The organism is Stutzerimonas sp. FeSN7 (assembly GCF_030263795.1).
Classification (GTDB): Bacteria; Pseudomonadota; Gammaproteobacteria; order Pseudomonadales; family Pseudomonadaceae; genus Stutzerimonas; species Stutzerimonas stutzeri.
Genome location: NZ_JARPMN010000001.1, coordinates 3,653,846 through 3,668,387 on the forward strand (window position 1 = coordinate 3,653,846; position 14,542 = coordinate 3,668,387).

At 63.9% G+C, this 14,542-nt stretch carries 17 protein-coding genes; 5 read left to right on the forward strand and 12 right to left on the reverse strand.

The features are described from left to right. Positions 1-150 precede the first annotated feature (150 nt). Positions 151-1,119, forward strand: coding sequence for a polyprenyl synthetase family protein (locus P5703_RS17405; protein ID WP_049339020.1), 969 nt, complete (start codon positions 151-153; stop codon positions 1,117-1,119). 154 nt (positions 1,120-1,273) lie between these two features. Beyond that, complete coding sequence (locus P5703_RS17410; RefSeq protein ID WP_049339019.1) at positions 1,274-1,501, forward strand: PA4570 family protein; 228 nt, start codon at positions 1,274-1,276, stop codon at positions 1,499-1,501. A 105-nt stretch (positions 1,502-1,606) separates the two neighbouring features. Here P5703_RS17410 and bamJ read toward each other — a convergent pair whose 3' ends face one another. The 7 genes from bamJ to P5703_RS17445 all read right to left on the reverse strand — a co-directional run bounded on the left by bamJ (position 1,607) and on the right by P5703_RS17445 (position 7,972). Continuing rightward, positions 1,607-2,224, reverse strand: coding sequence for a BamJ family beta-barrel-assembly machinery protein (bamJ, locus tag P5703_RS17415; protein WP_256068606.1), 618 nt, complete (start codon positions 2,222-2,224; stop codon positions 1,607-1,609). 73 nt (positions 2,225-2,297) lie between these two features. Beyond that, the gene (locus tag P5703_RS17420; protein ID WP_020306566.1) at positions 2,298-2,426 is read right to left on the reverse strand and encodes a DUF2256 domain-containing protein; all 129 of its coding nucleotides are present in this window, start codon (positions 2,424-2,426) and stop codon (positions 2,298-2,300) included. After that, positions 2,423-3,958, reverse strand: a complete 1,536-nt coding sequence (locus P5703_RS17425) for a cryptochrome/photolyase family protein (protein ID WP_256068604.1) — start codon at positions 3,956-3,958, stop codon at positions 2,423-2,425. Before P5703_RS17425 ends, P5703_RS17420 begins: the two co-directional genes overlap by 4 nt. A gap of 34 nt (positions 3,959-3,992) precedes the next feature. Then, positions 3,993-4,298, reverse strand: coding sequence for a DUF6482 family protein (locus tag P5703_RS17430; RefSeq protein ID WP_013981859.1), 306 nt, complete (start codon positions 4,296-4,298; stop codon positions 3,993-3,995). An 87-nt stretch (positions 4,299-4,385) separates the two neighbouring features. Further along, complete coding sequence (locus tag P5703_RS17435; RefSeq protein WP_011912140.1) at positions 4,386-4,874, reverse strand: TIGR00645 family protein; 489 nt, start codon at positions 4,872-4,874, stop codon at positions 4,386-4,388. Positions 4,875-5,028: 154 nt separating this feature from the next. Beyond that, positions 5,029-5,355 carry a PA4575 family protein gene (locus tag P5703_RS17440; RefSeq protein ID WP_013981858.1) on the reverse strand — a complete coding sequence of 109 codons (327 nt, stop codon included), beginning with the start codon at positions 5,353-5,355 and terminating at the stop codon, positions 5,029-5,031. A 175-nt stretch (positions 5,356-5,530) separates the two neighbouring features. Continuing rightward, positions 5,531-7,972, reverse strand: coding sequence for a Lon protease family protein (locus P5703_RS17445; RefSeq protein ID WP_049339016.1), 2,442 nt, complete (start codon positions 7,970-7,972; stop codon positions 5,531-5,533). Positions 7,973-8,272: 300 nt separating this feature from the next. On the opposite strand from P5703_RS17445, the gene P5703_RS17450 reads away from it, so the two are divergent. Then, positions 8,273-9,265: a cytochrome-c peroxidase gene (locus P5703_RS17450; RefSeq protein ID WP_181453315.1), complete on the forward strand. Its 993-nt coding sequence runs from the start codon at positions 8,273-8,275 to the stop codon at positions 9,263-9,265. A gap of 48 nt (positions 9,266-9,313) precedes the next feature. Here the strand turns inward: P5703_RS17450 and mscL are convergent, their stop codons facing one another. Beyond that, positions 9,314-9,724, reverse strand: coding sequence for a large-conductance mechanosensitive channel protein MscL (mscL, locus tag P5703_RS17455; protein WP_014595898.1), 411 nt, complete (start codon positions 9,722-9,724; stop codon positions 9,314-9,316). Between the two features lie 219 nt (positions 9,725-9,943). Between mscL and P5703_RS17460 the strand changes: the two genes are divergently transcribed. Further along, positions 9,944-10,213, forward strand: a complete 270-nt coding sequence (locus tag P5703_RS17460; protein WP_108241504.1) for an HP1242/YdcH family protein — start codon at positions 9,944-9,946, stop codon at positions 10,211-10,213. Positions 10,214-10,270: 57 nt separating this feature from the next. Here the strand turns inward: P5703_RS17460 and P5703_RS17465 are convergent, their stop codons facing one another. Continuing rightward, positions 10,271-10,705 (reverse strand): CopD family protein, encoded by a 435-nt coding sequence (locus P5703_RS17465; RefSeq protein ID WP_011912134.1) that lies wholly within the window; start codon positions 10,703-10,705, stop codon positions 10,271-10,273. Positions 10,706-10,821: 116 nt separating this feature from the next. Between P5703_RS17465 and radA the strand changes: the two genes are divergently transcribed. After that, positions 10,822-12,183, forward strand: coding sequence for a DNA repair protein RadA (gene radA / locus P5703_RS17470; RefSeq protein ID WP_011912133.1), 1,362 nt, complete (start codon positions 10,822-10,824; stop codon positions 12,181-12,183). A gap of 3 nt (positions 12,184-12,186) precedes the next feature. Here radA and P5703_RS17475 read toward each other — a convergent pair whose 3' ends face one another. The 3 genes from P5703_RS17475 to glyA form a co-directional block, all read right to left on the reverse strand. Further along, positions 12,187-12,555 (reverse strand): PilZ domain-containing protein, encoded by a 369-nt coding sequence (locus tag P5703_RS17475; RefSeq protein ID WP_285588433.1) that lies wholly within the window; start codon positions 12,553-12,555, stop codon positions 12,187-12,189. Positions 12,556-12,611: 56 nt separating this feature from the next. After that, positions 12,612-13,073 (reverse strand): methyltransferase family protein, encoded by a 462-nt coding sequence (locus P5703_RS17480; RefSeq protein WP_014595895.1) that lies wholly within the window; start codon positions 13,071-13,073, stop codon positions 12,612-12,614. A 141-nt stretch (positions 13,074-13,214) separates the two neighbouring features. After that, positions 13,215-14,468: a serine hydroxymethyltransferase gene (gene glyA / locus P5703_RS17485; protein ID WP_013981842.1), complete on the reverse strand. Its 1,254-nt coding sequence runs from the start codon at positions 14,466-14,468 to the stop codon at positions 13,215-13,217. Between the last annotated feature and the right edge of the window lie 74 nt (positions 14,469-14,542).

The window sequence follows — 14,542 nt, forward strand, 5'->3', positions numbered from 1 at the left end:
CAATTGCGTAAGGCAGGGAAATGCCCAGGGGGAAGTTCAGGGTCCGCGATTGTACGCATGCACCACACCCCGCGCAATAGCCAAAGGGCGTTGCCTTGACAGTGCCAGACCCGCCCCCTAGCATGCCGCGCAATCTGCGAGGAGTCCCCGATGCAACCCCAGCCTTTCTATCAAGTTGTGGCGGACGATTTTGCCGCTGTCGACGGCATCATCCGCAAGCAGCTGACTTCGCGCGTTCCTCTGGTGGAAAAGATCGGGGATTACATCACTTCGGCCGGCGGCAAACGCCTGCGCCCGCTGCTGGTGCTGCTGAGCGGCAGCGCGCTGGGCCATCAGGGTGAGCAATTGCGCCTGCTCGCCGCCATCATCGAATTCCTCCACACCTCCACGCTGCTGCATGACGACGTCGTCGATATGTCCGGCATGCGTCGTGGCCGCTCCACCGCCAATGCGCTATGGGGCAACGCGCCCAGCGTGCTGGTTGGCGACTTTCTATATGCGCGCTCGTTCGAGATGATGGTCGAGCTGGATTCGATGCCCGTCATGCGCATCATTTCCCAAGCGACCCGGGTCATCGCCGAAGGCGAAGTGCTGCAGTTGTCGAAGGTTCGCGACGCCAGCACCACCGAAGAGATCTACATGGAAGTCATCCGTGGCAAGACCGCGATGCTCTTCGAGGCCTCGACGCACAGTGCCGCCACCCTGGCCGGCGCCAGCGAGCAGCAGCGCGAGGCGCTGCGTACCTTCGGCGACCACCTCGGCATCGCATTCCAGCTGGTGGATGATCTGCTCGACTACCAGGGCGATGCCGAAACCCTCGGCAAGAACGTCGGCGACGACCTCGCCGAAGGCAAACCCACGCTGCCGCTGATCTACACCATGCGCGAAGGCACTGCCGAACAGGCCGCCCTGGTGCGCAAGGCCATCCAGAAAGGCGGGTTGGAAGATCTGGAGAGCATCCGCGCTGCGGTCGAAGCCTCGGGAGCCCTGGACTACACCGCCAGGCTCGCCCGCGACTATGCCGAACGTGCCATCGCCTGCCTCGAAGTCGTTCCGGCCAACCAATATCGCGATGCGCTGGCCGATCTCTGCCGTTTCGCAGTGGCCCGCACTCACTGATCTGCTACATCGCTGCGTCACCTGCGGCGCAGCTGTCCACCTATGACCGCATAACTACCTGGCTCGCCGTTACCCGATCGGCAGGTGGAAATTCGCGCTTGCATCTTTGCAAATAACAATTATTCTCATTAAGAGATTGAATTGGAGATGCCGCATGACTTATCTGATTGACGCCTGGCTGGACCGGCCGCAGCCCTACCTTCGCATACTCGACCGCAATACCGGCGCGGTGTGCGTTTCACTGGATGGAGAGGCGCTGGAGGAGCTGCGCGAGCAGGGCGATCTCGACCTGCAGGAGCTCAGTACGAACGAACCTTGCGTGCTCAAGGAGCAGATCCGCAATCTGTTTCTGTTCAGCTATGCCCGGGCATTGCGCCCCTGAGCTGACAGGGACCTGAACGCGCGCACCGAGGCAGGAAATACGCGCGTCCCGTGGTCGGAGCCGCCGCGCATAGCGCGCGACAGCAACCGAAAGACCGCGACTGCGTCAGAGCACGTCCAGCAGTTCGACGTCGAACACCAGCGTACTGTGCGGCGGAATGCTACCGACGCCCTGGGCACCATAGGCCAGTTCGCTCGGCACATAGAGGCGCCATTTGCTACCGGCATTCATCAGCTGCAGCGCCTCGGTCCAGCCGGCGATGACGCCTCCGACCGGGAACTCGGCCGGCTGGCCGCGCTGGTAGGAGCTGTCAAACACGCTACCGTCGATCAGGGTGCCGTGGTAGTGGGTCCGCACGCTGTCTTCGCGGGTCGGCTTGGCGCCGTCGCCTGCGGACAGCACTTCATACTGCAGACCGGATTCCAGCACCACCACGCCGTCGCGCTTGGCGTTCTCGGCGAGGAAGGCACGGCCTTCGGCAGCGGCGGCCTCGGCCTTCTGCTGAGCTTCGACCTGCATGCGCTGGCGGATCACCGCGAAGCTGGCATTCAGCGCCTCGGGGCTGACCTGGCTGGCACCACCGGCGAACGCGTCACGAATACCGGCGATCACCGCGTCGAGGCTGACACCCGGCGGCGGGTTGTCACGCAGCTGATCACCCAGCTGACGGCCGATGCCGTAGCTGACGCGGGTTTCGTCGGTGGAGAGATTGAGTTCGGTCATGCCGGGCTCCGGTCAGGTAAAAAAGGTCGGCCAGACTAGCACAGCCGGACAGCCGGAGTCGTCGCAGCGTGGCTCACCTGCCCCGGCAGCGCTGCGAGCAGTAACGCACTTCATCCCAGCAGCGCGCCCACTTCCTGCGCCAGGTGAACGGCAGGCCGCAGCGGGCACAAACCTTCGATGGCAGGTCGGCCTTCCTTCTCACAAGGAATCCCCAGCATCCAGCCGTGCCAGCAGCGCCTCGCCACGCTGCCAGAGCGCTTGCTGCCTGGCCTCGTCCATGCGGGTCAAGTTGCGATAGACCATGGTCATTCGTGGATTGCCCTGCAGCCGCTCACGGTGGCGCATCAGGAAATGCCAGTACAGCGCGTTGAACGGACAGGCATTCTCCGTCGTGCTCTCGGCCACGCTGTATGAGCAACCCTGGCAGTAATCGGACATCCGCTTGATGTACTGGCCGCTCGCGCAGTAAGGCTTGGACCCCAGGTAACCACCGTCGGCGTGCAGCACCATGCCCAGCACGTTGGGCAGCTCCACCCACTCGAAGGCATCCATGTACACGGCCAGGTACCAGTCGCACAGCGCCGGCGGCGCGATACCCGCGAGCAGGGCGAAGTTGCCCGTCACCATCAGCCGCTGAATATGATGCGCATAAGCGAGTTCGAGCGTCTGCCCGATTACTTGGCGCATGCAGTTCATCCGCGTGCGGCCGGTCCAGTAGAACTCCGGCAGTGGCCGGTCGTTGCCGAAAGCGTTGCGCCGCGCGTAGTCGGGCATCTGCAGCCAATAGATGCCGCGCACGTACTCGCGCCAGCCGATCAGCTGACGAATGAAGCCCTCGGCCGCATTCAGCGCCACGTGCCCCTTTCGATAGGCCGCCTCGACATCGGCGCACAGTCGCCGCAGGTCGAGCAGTCCGACGTTGAGCGCCGCGCCGATGCGGGCATGAAAGAGGAAAGGCTCTCCGCTGGCCATGGCGTCCTGGTAGTCGCCGAAGGCCGCCAGCCCGAAATCGAGGAAATTCAACCAGAGCCGCTCGGCCTCGGCGTGGGTCACCGGGTAATCGAAGCCATCCAGGCCGCCGTAGTGATGGGCGAAGCGTGAGCTCACCAGTGTCAGCACTTCACGGGTAATGTCATCGGCCGTAAAGGACAGCCTGATCGGGCCATGTAACCCGCGCGGCAGCGCCTTGCGATTGTCGGCATCGAGATTCCAGACTCCACCCTCCGGCGAGCCATCCGGATTCAGCAGCAAGCCGGTTCGACGCCGCATCTCGCGGTAGAAGAACTCCATGCGCAACTGCGCCTTGCCCTGTGCCCAACGCGCGAACTCGCTGCGCGAGCAGATGAAACGCCGATCGGCATGCCAGGTGATTGGCAGGCCGCAACCGTTGAGCGTCTGCTCGACGCGCCAGTCGCCGGCCTCGGTGACATGAATCGATCGCGGCCGATGCAGCGTCGCGAAACGGAGCAGCTCGCCTGCCAGCGAGCCACTGTTGGCCGGATCGTCGAGTCGTACATAATCCACCGCCACGCCGAGCAGGCGCAGTGCCTCGGCAAAGTGGCGCATGGCGCTGAATATGAAGGCGATCTTCTGTGGATGATGCGGAACGTGACCTGCTTCCTCCGCCACTTCCGCGAGCAGCACCCGGTCACGCGCCACATCAAGACCTTCGAGGGCGGACAGCTCGAAGCTCAGCTGGTCCCCCAGCACCAGCCGCAGCGCCGCTACGCTCACAGCGAAGCGCCTTCAGCACACGCCCTGGCGAGTCTCACCACTGCGAACGCATGCCGATGGGTACACGCAGCGGCTCGCGAACGCCATCCGCCAGGCCGCACATCTCGTCATAAGGGGACTGCTGCACCAGATGGAACGGCAGCTCGGGAAGGTCGCGCAGCAGGTCGCGCGCGTGCTCGACCGAACGCAGATGGCAAACGCTGCCGCGCTCGTCGACCAGCGCGTGTCGCTGGCCCTGCAGATAGATGTCGAGAATATAGATGCCGCCCTCAAGGGAAATCAGCTCGAGGGCATCGATACGCCCCGCATTGGCATGCCGGGCGAGGTCGCTCAGGTTCATGGCAAGTACTCAGGAAATAACGATACAGAATATTGAACAAAACAATAATTCTGTACAGCTTTTCCGATGACTGCCGCAGGCGAGGTGTCAGTGCTTGGTGATCTTGTCCATGTAACCCATGGCAAAGGCCGACACCACGAAGGTGAGGTGGATGATCACGTACCACATCAGCTTTTCGCTATCGATCTGCTGTACGTCCATGAACATACGCAGCAGGTGGATAGAGGAAATCGCCACGATGGAGGCGGCGACCTTGAGCTTCAGCGAGCTGGAATCCATCTTGCCGAGCCAGTCGAGCTTTTCCTTGCCCTCGTCCACGTCCAGTTGCGAAACGAAATTCTCGTAGCCGGAGATCATCACCATCACCAGCAGCCCGCCGACCAGCGCCATGTCGATCAGCGACAGCAGGGTCAGCACCAGATCCGCCTCGCTGATGGAGAGGATCATCGGCAGGATATGGAAGATCTCCTGAAAGAACTTGATCGCCAGGGCCAGCAGCGCAAATGCCAGACCGAAATAGATGGGCGCCAGCAGCCAGCGAGCGGCATACATGGCGTTCTCGAGAATGCGTTCCATGAGGTCTCACAGCGGTAATTGAACGAGGCGCGAGTATACGCAGCAGGGTCGAGCGGACCAAGGCGGGCAAAGGGTCATCGTGGCGCCAGGACAGAACCGGGCCGTCACCGGCAGGTCAGCGCCAGAAGGCCGCACATCGATGACGCTGTGACGATCATTCCCAGCCGCTGAGGAAGCGCCCCTGGTTGGCGTTGACCCGCCGCAGCTCGGCCTGCATGTGCAGCTGCCAGATGGAGGGATCGTCCGATTCGCGGTAGCCCTGCCCGACGAGATTGTCGGCGATGGCCTGCAGCACCGACTCAGCCATGGCCGGCCCATGGAAGGGCCCCTGAACCTTGATCGCGGTGGGCTGACCATCGGCCAGCCCTGCGGCGCAGAGCAGCGTCCATAGGCCATTGCCGCCAGCGAGGGGGCGGATAACGCATTCGATACGGGTAACCAGGCCCAGGCACTGGCGGTTGAGACAAAGGTTGTGCGGCATGACGGCAATCCTCGCGTCGGGCTGACGCGGGAACATCCTGCACGGATGTAGCGCGAGAGCCTGTTTATCCCCTGAAGCTGTGGATAATCCTGTGAATGAAGGGTGCATGCCCTTCTCCACTGCAGACCCGCCGCGCGCCCTATCGTTCCGTTCAAAAACCGCACAATGGCGACGTTCAGCTGCTCCCTTCGGATTTGGCAGCCTCTTGCTCCGGCGCCACCGCCGTCTCGCCCTTGCCTTCCTCTTCCAGTTCGATCTCGGCGATGTCGCGCAGCCGTTCGACTACCCTGGCGTTCACGCTGCCCTTGGGAAAGTGGCCCTGCTCATTGGCCGCGCCCACATCCTCGCCCACCAGCAGCGACAACGCCTCATCCACCTGTCTTACAGCATAGACGTGGAAGCGTTGCTGGCGTACGGCCTCCAGCACGCGCTCATCGAGCATGAGGGTGGTGACGTTGGCGAACGGGATGATCACCCCCTGCTCGCCGGTCAGGCCGCGTGCCTCGCAGAGGCGGAAGAAGCCTTCGATCTTCTCGTTGACCCCGCCGACCGCCTGCACTTCACCGAACTGGTTGATCGAGCCGGTGATGGCGAAGCACTGCTTGAGCGGTGTGCGCGACAGCGCCGAGATCAGCGCACAGCACTCGCCCAGCGAGGCGCTGTCGCCGTCGACGTAACCGTAGGACTGTTCCAGCGCGATGCTCGCGGAAATCTCCAGGGGAAACTCCTGGGCGTAGCGGCTGCCCAGGTAGCCAGTGAGGATCATCACTCCCTTGGAGTGGATCGGCTGGCCGAGGTTGACCTCACGTTCGATGTCGACGATGCCTGAACCACCCGGATAGACGGTGGCGGAGATGCGTGCCGGCATACCGAATGCCGAATCACCGACTTCCAGCACGGTCAGGCCGTTGCACTTGCCGATCGCCGCACCCTCACTGTCGATCAGGATCACGCCGGCGAGGATGTCCTCGAGAATCCGCGCCGAAACGCGGCCCGTGCGCGTGGCCTTGGCCTTCAGTGCACGCTCGATATGGCCGACGTCCGTCACCTCGTCCTTGGCCAGCTGGCGAATGAAGTCGGCCTCGCTGACCAGCTGGAACAGGTCGCCAATGCGCGCCGACAACCGCCCCTGATGCTCGGCCAGACGTGCGCTGTAGGTTGCCAGGCGCGCCACCGCTGCCGAGGTGAGAGGGGCCATGCCCTCTTCCGATGTACGGGTTTTCATCAGCTGGGCGAACTGCTCGAGGCTGTCCTCGGCCAGCGGGATGTCCTCGTCGAAGTCCACCAGCACGCGGAACATCTCCTGGAAGTCCGGATCCAGGTCCTGCAGCGTGTAATAGAGCTGGCGCGAGCCGATGATGATCACCTTGACGTTCAGCGGGATGACCTGCGGCGTCAGCGTCACCGTGGCCAGGCGACCCAGCTCGGCCAACGGTGACTCCATCTTCAGCTTGCGCGATTGCAGGGCGCGCTTGAGCGCCTCCCAGACGAAGGGCTCGCTGAGCAGCTTCTCGGCCTCCAGCATGAGAAAGCCGCCATTGGCGCGATGCAGGGCGCCGGGGCGCAGCTGGCGGTAGCTGGTATAAAGCGCGCCCTGGTCGGTGCCGTATTCGATACGGCCGAACAGGTTGTCGAAGGTCGGGTGCGGCTCGAACACCACCGGCGCGCCGCCATCGACCGGGTGGCCGACCACCAGGCTCGGGCTGTACTGCTCCTCGAGCAGCACGCGGTTCTGTGCCTCCGGGCGGTTCTCGTCGACCAGCTGCTCGACCACGGTCTTCAGCAAGTTGACCTGCACCGCCTGCAGATAAGCCTCAATGCCGGCGTTCTCGGCATACTTTTCCGAAAGGGGCGCCAGCAGCGGCTGCAGTGCCTGACTGATGGTCTCGTCATTGAGCTGGCGCAACTGGTTGGTGGACTCGCGCTTCCACTGCGGGAGGCTGGCCAGCTCTTCGTTCAGCCGCACTTCCAGCGCGGAAATATCTTCGTGGTAACGCTCGCGCTCGGCTTCCGGCAGCTGAGCGAATTCGGTCTCGTCCAGCGCCTTGCCGTCCTTCATCGGGGTGAAGGCGATATTGGTGCTGTCGCGGTAGAGGGCGATTTCCTTCTCGAGCGCAAGCTTCTCGATGACGTCCAACGCCTTGTCGTAGCGCTGGTTGAAGGCGCGGTCGATGGCGCTCTTCTTCTGCTGGAAACTCGGATGCTCGAACACCGCCGGAAAGGTCGCCAGCAGGTTGTCGATCAGCTGGTTGATGTCGGCGATGAACCCCGCCGCGCCACCATGGGGCAACTCGAGCACCCGCGGCTCACGGGGCTCGTCGAAGTTGTTGACGTAGACCCAGTCCGACGGTGTCTGCAGTCGCTTGCCTTCGGCCTTCAGGTAACGCCGTACGAAAGAGAAACGCCCGGTGCCCGGCTCGCCCATCACATAGACGTTGTAACCGGGTCGCGGCATGGCAACGCCGAATTGCAGCGCCTCGACGGCGCGCTCCTGACCGAGCACGCCGAGAAAGGGCTCAAGCTCGGCGGTGGTCTTGAAGTTGAATTGGCTGGGCTCGAAGGGACGGGTCAGCGCATCGGGTGCCAGGCGCAAGCCGGCAGCGACAGTTTCAGGCATCGGGAATCCTTGCTGGAGTGGCGCATGCGGCCACGATTGATGGCGTCATTCTGGCGTTGCCTCGGGCGCGCCGCAAGGCTGGCAGCCGGCCCGGGCATCCAGCGGGCGACGGTCCGGTTTCGGCGATAAAACCCGAGCGGCGGCTGTAATGACACAAGTGGATACATTTGGCCGCAGCGGACACCGCCCCGGGGCTTGATGCAGATCAAACGGTCGCTTGACGGAAAAGCGCTTCCTAAAGCCAGCCAACACAAAAAGGAGCTTCCGTGATGCGCCCTTCCCCTATTGCTTAGCAGCCTATTGGTCACCGGCGCCGCGAGCGCTGACGATCTTCGCGAACGTGCCAATGCCATCTTCAAGCCGATTCCGGACAAAGTCACCGAGGTGCGTGGCCAGAAGGTCAGCGAGGATCAGGCCATGCTCGGGCACAAGCTGTGGTTCGACCCGCGCCTGTCCAGCAGCCATGTGATCAGCTGCAACACCTGCCACAACCTGAGCATCGGCGGCAGCGACAACGTGCCGACGTCCATCGGCCATGGCTGGCAGAAAGGCCCGCGCAACTCGCCCACCGTGCTGAATGCCGTGTTCAACGCCGCCCAGTTCTGGGATGGCCGCGCCAAGGATCTCCAGGAACAGGCCAAGGGCCCGGTCCAGGCGAGCGTGGAAATGAACAGCACGCCCGAACGCGTCGTCGCCACGCTCAAGAGCATTCCGGAGTACGCCGCCGAGTTCAAGAAGGCCTTCCCGAAAGACAAGGACCCGGTCAGCTTCGACAACATGGCCTATGCGCTGGAAGCCTTCGAAGTGAGCCTGACCACGCCGAACTCACCGTTCGACCGCTTCCTCAAGGGCGAGGACAAGGCCCTGGATGACAAGCAGAAGCAAGGCCTCGCGCTGTTCATGGACGTGGGCTGTTCCGCCTGCCACAACGGCGTGAACCTCGGCGGCCAGGGCTACTTCCCCTTCGGCGTCGTCAAGAAGCCGGGTGCCGAAGTGCTGCCGGCCGGCGACAAGGGCCGCTTCACGGTGACCAACACCGCCAGCGACGAATACGTCTTCCGCGCCGCGCCGCTGCGCAACGTCGCCCTGACGCCGCCGTACTTCCACAGCGGCGAGGTCTGGGAGCTGGAGCAGGCGGTGGCCATCATGGGCGACAGCCAGCTGGGCCGTCAGCTCAATCAGGACGAGGTCAGCGCCATCACCGCCTTCCTGCGCAGCGTGACCGGCGATCAGCCTCAGGTAGCCTACCCGGTTCTTCCGGCGAGCACCGCCGACACACCGAAACCGCAGTAACCGAAAACCGCTCCCGACGCCTGCGCCGGGAGCGGACCTCGGCGGCGCTCAACCGCGCCGCTGCTCCTTGAGCAGGTCCCGAATCTCGCTCAGCAAGAGTTCTTCCTTGCTGGGAGCCGGCGGTGCGGATGGCGCTTCGGCCTCCTTGCGCTTGAGGTGATTGATGGCCTTGATCGCCATGAAGATGGCGAAGGCGATGATCAGAAAATCCACCACCGTCTGAATGAACGCGCCGTAGCGCAGCAGCACGGCCGGAGCATCCCCTGCCGCCTCCTTGAGCACGATCGCCAGATCGGAGAAATCCACACCTCCGATCAGCAACCCCAGCGGCGGCATCACGACGCCATCCACGAACGACGACACGATCTTGCCGAACGCGGCGCCGATGATGATCCCCACCGCCATGTCGACGACGTTACCGCGCACGGCGAACGCTTTGAATTCGCTGATCAGACTCATAATTCGCTTCATCCTTCTGGTAGTGGCGGGCTGGCCTGCAACGGTGCGCTACCTCGCGGAGCACCGTCGTAGAGCATAGGCGGGCCGGCCACGACTGACCACGCCGATGCGCCTTTCATCGACCGAGGATTGCCAGTGAGGTTCGCTTGATCGCCGTCAACCGGTTCTGCCGGGCGGGCGAATAAGGTAGAGCCCTTCCTGACACCCGGAGCGATTTCCATGCACGTCGAACACCATCCCCTGATCAAGGATTTCCCTGAAAAGCGCGAACAACTGCAGCGCCTGCGCCAGGAAGACCCTCTCTTCGCCCGCAAGGCCGAGGAGTACGAAGCGCTGGACAAGCGCATCTGCCGCATCGAGGACGGCGTCGAAACCCTCGACGACGCCGCGCTCACCGCCCTCAAGCTGGAACGCGTGACCCTCAAGGACGACATCGCCCGCGACCTCCGGCGCGCCTCCGGCAGCTGCTGCGGCGGTTGCTGCGGCTAAGAGCCAGCGAAACGGAAAAAGCCCGCCATTCGGCGGGCTTTCTATTTTCACCGTCGGCTAGAACAGGCCGCCGAAACGAAAGCCCGAGCCGACCCAGACGAACGCCACCGCGGTCAGCGTGATCAGCACGATGTGCAGGCCCAGTTGCGGCAGGCGCTGCCCGTCCAGCTTCGGAATCAACGCCAGCCGCGCATGGGCGCCGAGCAGTGCGGTCAAGCCGAGCAGCACCAGCTTGGCCTGCACTAGCCGAGCGATCGGTGTGGTGTCGAACCACTGCCCGTGGGGTAGCCAGAGGCTCGCCAGCCAGAAGCCGGTGATGATCTGGATCAGCAGCGCCGGAATGCCGATGCGTTCGTAAAGCTGCTCGAACTGGCGTACCGGCTGCGGATCGCGCTGGCGCATGGCCCTGGGCAGCACGCCCAGCAATAGCACTAGATGGCCGCCAACCCAGACGGTCGCACCCAGCAGATGCAGAAACAACAGATGTCGCATGGCACGCACTCCTGCTCGATTTGTTTACAGTCTGGCTGCTCCGCTTCCGCTTGTGGCTGATGCCAATCAAGTCAGCCGTTATCATGCGACACCCCTTTTCCGACCCGGAGTTTCCCATGGCCAAGGCCAAGCGCATGTATGGCTGCACCGAATGCGGCTCGACCTTCCCCAAGTGGGCCGGCCAGTGCGGCGATTGCGGCGCGTGGAATACGCTGGTGGAAACCGTCGTCGAGGCCACCCCAGCCGCCTCGGGACGCGCCGGCTGGGCTGGTGACCAGGCCAACATCAAGACCCTGGCCGAAGTCAGCGTCGAGGAAGTGCCGCGCTTCTCCACCGCCTCCGGCGAACTGGACCGCGTGCTCGGCGGTGGCCTGGTGGACGGCTCGGTGGTGCTGATCGGCGGCGACCCGGGCATCGGCAAGTCCACGATCCTCCTGCAGACGCTCTGCGCTATCGCTCAGCGCTTCCCAGCGCTGTATGTCACCGGCGAGGAATCGCAGCAACAGGTTGCCATGCGCGCCCGCCGCCTGGACCTGCCGCAGGACCGGCTCAAGGTGATGACCGAGACCTGCATCGAATCGATCATCGCCACCGCCCGCGCCGAGAAGCCCAAGGTCATGGTCATCGACTCGATCCAGACCATCTTTACCGAGCAGCTGCAGTCGGCACCTGGCGGCGTGGCCCAGGTCCGCGAGAGCGCGGCGCTGCTGGTGCGCTTTGCCAAGCAGAGCGGCACGGCGATCTTCCTCGTCGGCCACGTCACCAAGGAAGGCGCCCTGGCCGGGCCGCGCGTGCTCGAGCATATGGTCGACACGGTGCTCTATTTCGAGGGCGAGTCCGATGGCCGTCTGCGCCTGCTGCGGGCGGTGAAGAACCGCTTCGGCGCGGTCAACGAGCTGGGCGTGTTCGGCATGACCGACAAGGGCCTCAAGGAGGTCACCAACCCCTCGGCGATCTTTCTCACCCGTGCTCAGGAGGCGGTGCCCGGTAGCGTGGTGATGGCCACCTGGGAAGGCACCCGGCCGATGCTGGTGGAAGTGCAGGCGCTGGTCGATACCAGCCACCTGGCCAACCCGCGGCGCGTCACCCTGGGCCTGGACCAGAACCGCCTGGCCATGCTGCTGGCCGTGCTGCATCGCCATGGCAGCATCCCGACCTATGACCAGGACGTGTTCATCAACGTGGTGGGCGGCGTGAAAGTGCTGGAAACCGCGGCGGATCTGGCGCTGATGGCTGCGGTGATCTCCAGCCTGCGCAACCGGCCGCTGGATACCGACCTCCTGGTGTTCGGCGAAGTGGGACTGTCCGGAGAGATCCGCCCGGTACCGAGCGGTCAGGAGCGGCTGAAGGAGGCCGCCAAGCATGGCTTCAAGCGCGCCATCGTGCCCAAGGGCAACGCGCCGAAAGAGGCGCCGGCGGGCCTGCAGATCATCGCGGTGACGCGTTTGGAACAGGCGCTCGACGCGCTCTTCGAATAGCCGTCAGGCCTCGCCGAGCGCGGCCAACTCGCGCTCCAGCAGCGCTTCGTCGCCGAGATTGAGCTCCACCAGACGGCGCAGGTGGGCAATGGAGTCGAGGTCGATGTGCTGGCAGGCGAAACCGATCAGCTCGCCCTCCTCGTGGCTCATCGTCACCTCCATGCGCACCTCGGCATCGTCGGACAGCCGAACCCGCGCCTCGAACGGCTGCCCGGCGTCGGCGCTCCAGCCCGCCGGCCGGCGGACCAGCAGACCTTTGAGCGACAGGTCATGCAGTTCGGCCGGCCAGCGGCGCTCGCCCTGAACCAGCTCGGTGGCAGCGTCGAACTCGATGCGCTGAAAGCGCCGGCGCTCACTGGACGAATCACTCATGGCATTACTCCGCTAGGTCTGGGTTCACTATAGGACAGCGCCAGCTGAAGTCGTCGTCACAACCAGCGGCGGACGCGCGTGCAGTAGGCCCGATAGTCCTCGCCGAACAGCTGCCCTAGCAATCGCTCTTCGTGCACGATCACCCCGCGCTGCATGGTCAGGATCACCAGGGGCAGCAGCAGCCATGGCCACAGCGAGCCCCAGAGCAAGGCGATGCCGCCGTAGATCAGGCTGTCGGCCAGGTAGATGGGATTGCGCGAAAAGCGGAACGGCCCCTCCTCCAGCAATTTCGCGGGCTTGCCGTAGGGATTGACCGTGGTCTTGCGCCAGAGCATCAACAACCCGGCCCAGAGCATCAACAGCACGCCGGCATCGATCAATCCCCAACCGATGTAGCGCGTCCAGAGCGTCTGCGGCAGCGCGATGGGCAGCATCGCGTCGAGCAACCAGGCGGCAGCCAGGAACAACAGGTAGATAAGCGGTGGCGGGAGGATCACGCCAGTGGCGTTTTTGAACATGCTAGAACTCCGATGAGCGGTAAGCGGAGTCTAGCGCGGCACAAGCCCGCAGCGACGATCGGGATCAAACCATCTGCTGTTGCTGGCGCCAGAAAGCAGAAAGCCCGCTTGCGCGGGCTTTCCGTTTGCGTCTGGACGCGCTTAGTTGCCGTACACCGGGAACTTGGCGCAGACCGCCTCGACCTTGCCGCGGACCGCGTCGATCACCGACTCGTCGCCCATGTTATCGAGGATGTCGCAGATCCAGCCGGCCAGCTCGCGGCACTCGGTCTCGCCGAAACCGCGGGTGGTGACGGCCGGCGTACCGATACGCAGACCTGAAGTGACGAACGGCGAGCGCGGATCGTTCGGCACGCTGTTCTTGTTCACGGTGATGTGGGCGCGACCCAGGGCGGCGTCCGCGTCCTTGCCAGTGATGTCCTGCTTGATCAGCGAGAGCAGGAACAGGTGGTTCTGGGTGCCGCCGGAAACCACGTCGAAACCGCGCTGGATGAATACTTCCGCCATGGCCTGGGCGTTTTTCACTACCTGCTGCTGGTAAGCCTTGAACTCGGGCTGCAGGGCTTCCTTGAAGCACACCGCCTTGGCCGCGATCACGTGCTCCAGCGGGCCGCCCTGGGCGCCCGGGAAGACTGCGGAGTTGAGTTTCTTCTCGATCTCCTCGTTCTTCTTGGCCAGGATCAGGCCGCCGCGAGGGCCGCGCAGGGTCTTGTGGGTAGTGGTGGTGACCACGTCGGCGAAGGGCACCGGGTTCGGGTAGACGCCGGCGGCGACCAGACCGGCCACGTGAGCCATGTCGACGAAGAGATAGGCACCGACCTTGTCGGCGATCTCGCGGAAGCGGGCAAAGTCCAGCTTCTGGGAATAGGCCGAGAAACCGGCGACGATCATCTTCGGCTTGTGCTCGACGGCCAGGCGCTCGACTTCGTCGTAGTCGATCAGGCCTTGATCATTGATGCCGTACTGCACGGCGTTGTACAGCTTGCCGGAGGAGGACACGCTGGCACCGTGGGTCAGGTGACCACCGTGGGCCAGGCTCATGCCGAGGATGGTGTCGCCCGCACTGAGCAGGGCCAGGTAGACCGCGGCATTGGCCTGGGAGCCGGCGTGCGGCTGGACGTTGGCGTAGTCGGCGCCGAACAGCTGCTTGGCGCGATCGATGGCCAGCTGCTCGACCACGTCGACGTACTCGCAACCGCCGTAGTAGCGCTTGCCCGGGTAGCCTTCGGCGTACTTGTTGGTCAGCACCGAACCCTGGGCTTCCATCACCGCCGGGCTGGTGTAGTTCTCCGAGGCGATCAGCTCGATGTGGTCTTCCTGACGCTTGGCTTCCTGCTGCATGGCAGCGAAGAGATCGGCGTCGAAACGGGCGAGGGTCAAATCACGGCTGAACATGGCAGTCCTCTGAGATCAGCTGGCGGTATAAAAAGAGAGGCGCGGATTCTACCTCATCCGGCCGGCGGCGGGTA

Bases quoted from the DNA above. Each gene is read 5' to 3' on its own strand.
- P5703_RS17465 (WP_011912134.1), bottom strand. From the start codon at position 10,705: ATGCGACATCTGTTGTTTCTGCATCTGCTGGGTGCGACCGTCTGGGTT.
- P5703_RS17410 (WP_049339019.1), top strand. From the start codon at position 1,274: ATGACTTATCTGATTGACGCCTGGCTGGACCGGCCGCAGCCCTACCTT.
- P5703_RS17460 (WP_108241504.1), top strand. From the start codon at position 9,944: ATGCACGTCGAACACCATCCCCTGATCAAGGATTTCCCTGAAAAGCGC.
- glyA (WP_013981842.1), bottom strand. From the start codon at position 14,468: ATGTTCAGCCGTGATTTGACCCTCGCCCGTTTCGACGCCGATCTCTTC.
- P5703_RS17430 (WP_013981859.1), bottom strand. From the start codon at position 4,298: ATGAACCTGAGCGACCTCGCCCGGCATGCCAATGCGGGGCGTATCGAT.
- bamJ (WP_256068606.1), bottom strand. From the start codon at position 2,224: ATGACCGAACTCAATCTCTCCACCGACGAAACCCGCGTCAGCTACGGC.
- P5703_RS17440 (WP_013981858.1), bottom strand. From the start codon at position 5,355: ATGCCGCACAACCTTTGTCTCAACCGCCAGTGCCTGGGCCTGGTTACC.
- P5703_RS17475 (WP_285588433.1), bottom strand. From the start codon at position 12,555: ATGAGTGATTCGTCCAGTGAGCGCCGGCGCTTTCAGCGCATCGAGTTC.
- P5703_RS17405 (WP_049339020.1), top strand. From the start codon at position 151: ATGCAACCCCAGCCTTTCTATCAAGTTGTGGCGGACGATTTTGCCGCT.
- mscL (WP_014595898.1), bottom strand. From the start codon at position 9,724: ATGAGTCTGATCAGCGAATTCAAAGCGTTCGCCGTGCGCGGTAACGTC.
- P5703_RS17435 (WP_011912140.1), bottom strand. From the start codon at position 4,874: ATGGAACGCATTCTCGAGAACGCCATGTATGCCGCTCGCTGGCTGCTG.
- radA (WP_011912133.1), top strand. From the start codon at position 10,822: ATGGCCAAGGCCAAGCGCATGTATGGCTGCACCGAATGCGGCTCGACC.
- P5703_RS17480 (WP_014595895.1), bottom strand. From the start codon at position 13,073: ATGTTCAAAAACGCCACTGGCGTGATCCTCCCGCCACCGCTTATCTAC.
- P5703_RS17445 (WP_049339016.1), bottom strand. From the start codon at position 7,972: ATGCCTGAAACTGTCGCTGCCGGCTTGCGCCTGGCACCCGATGCGCTG.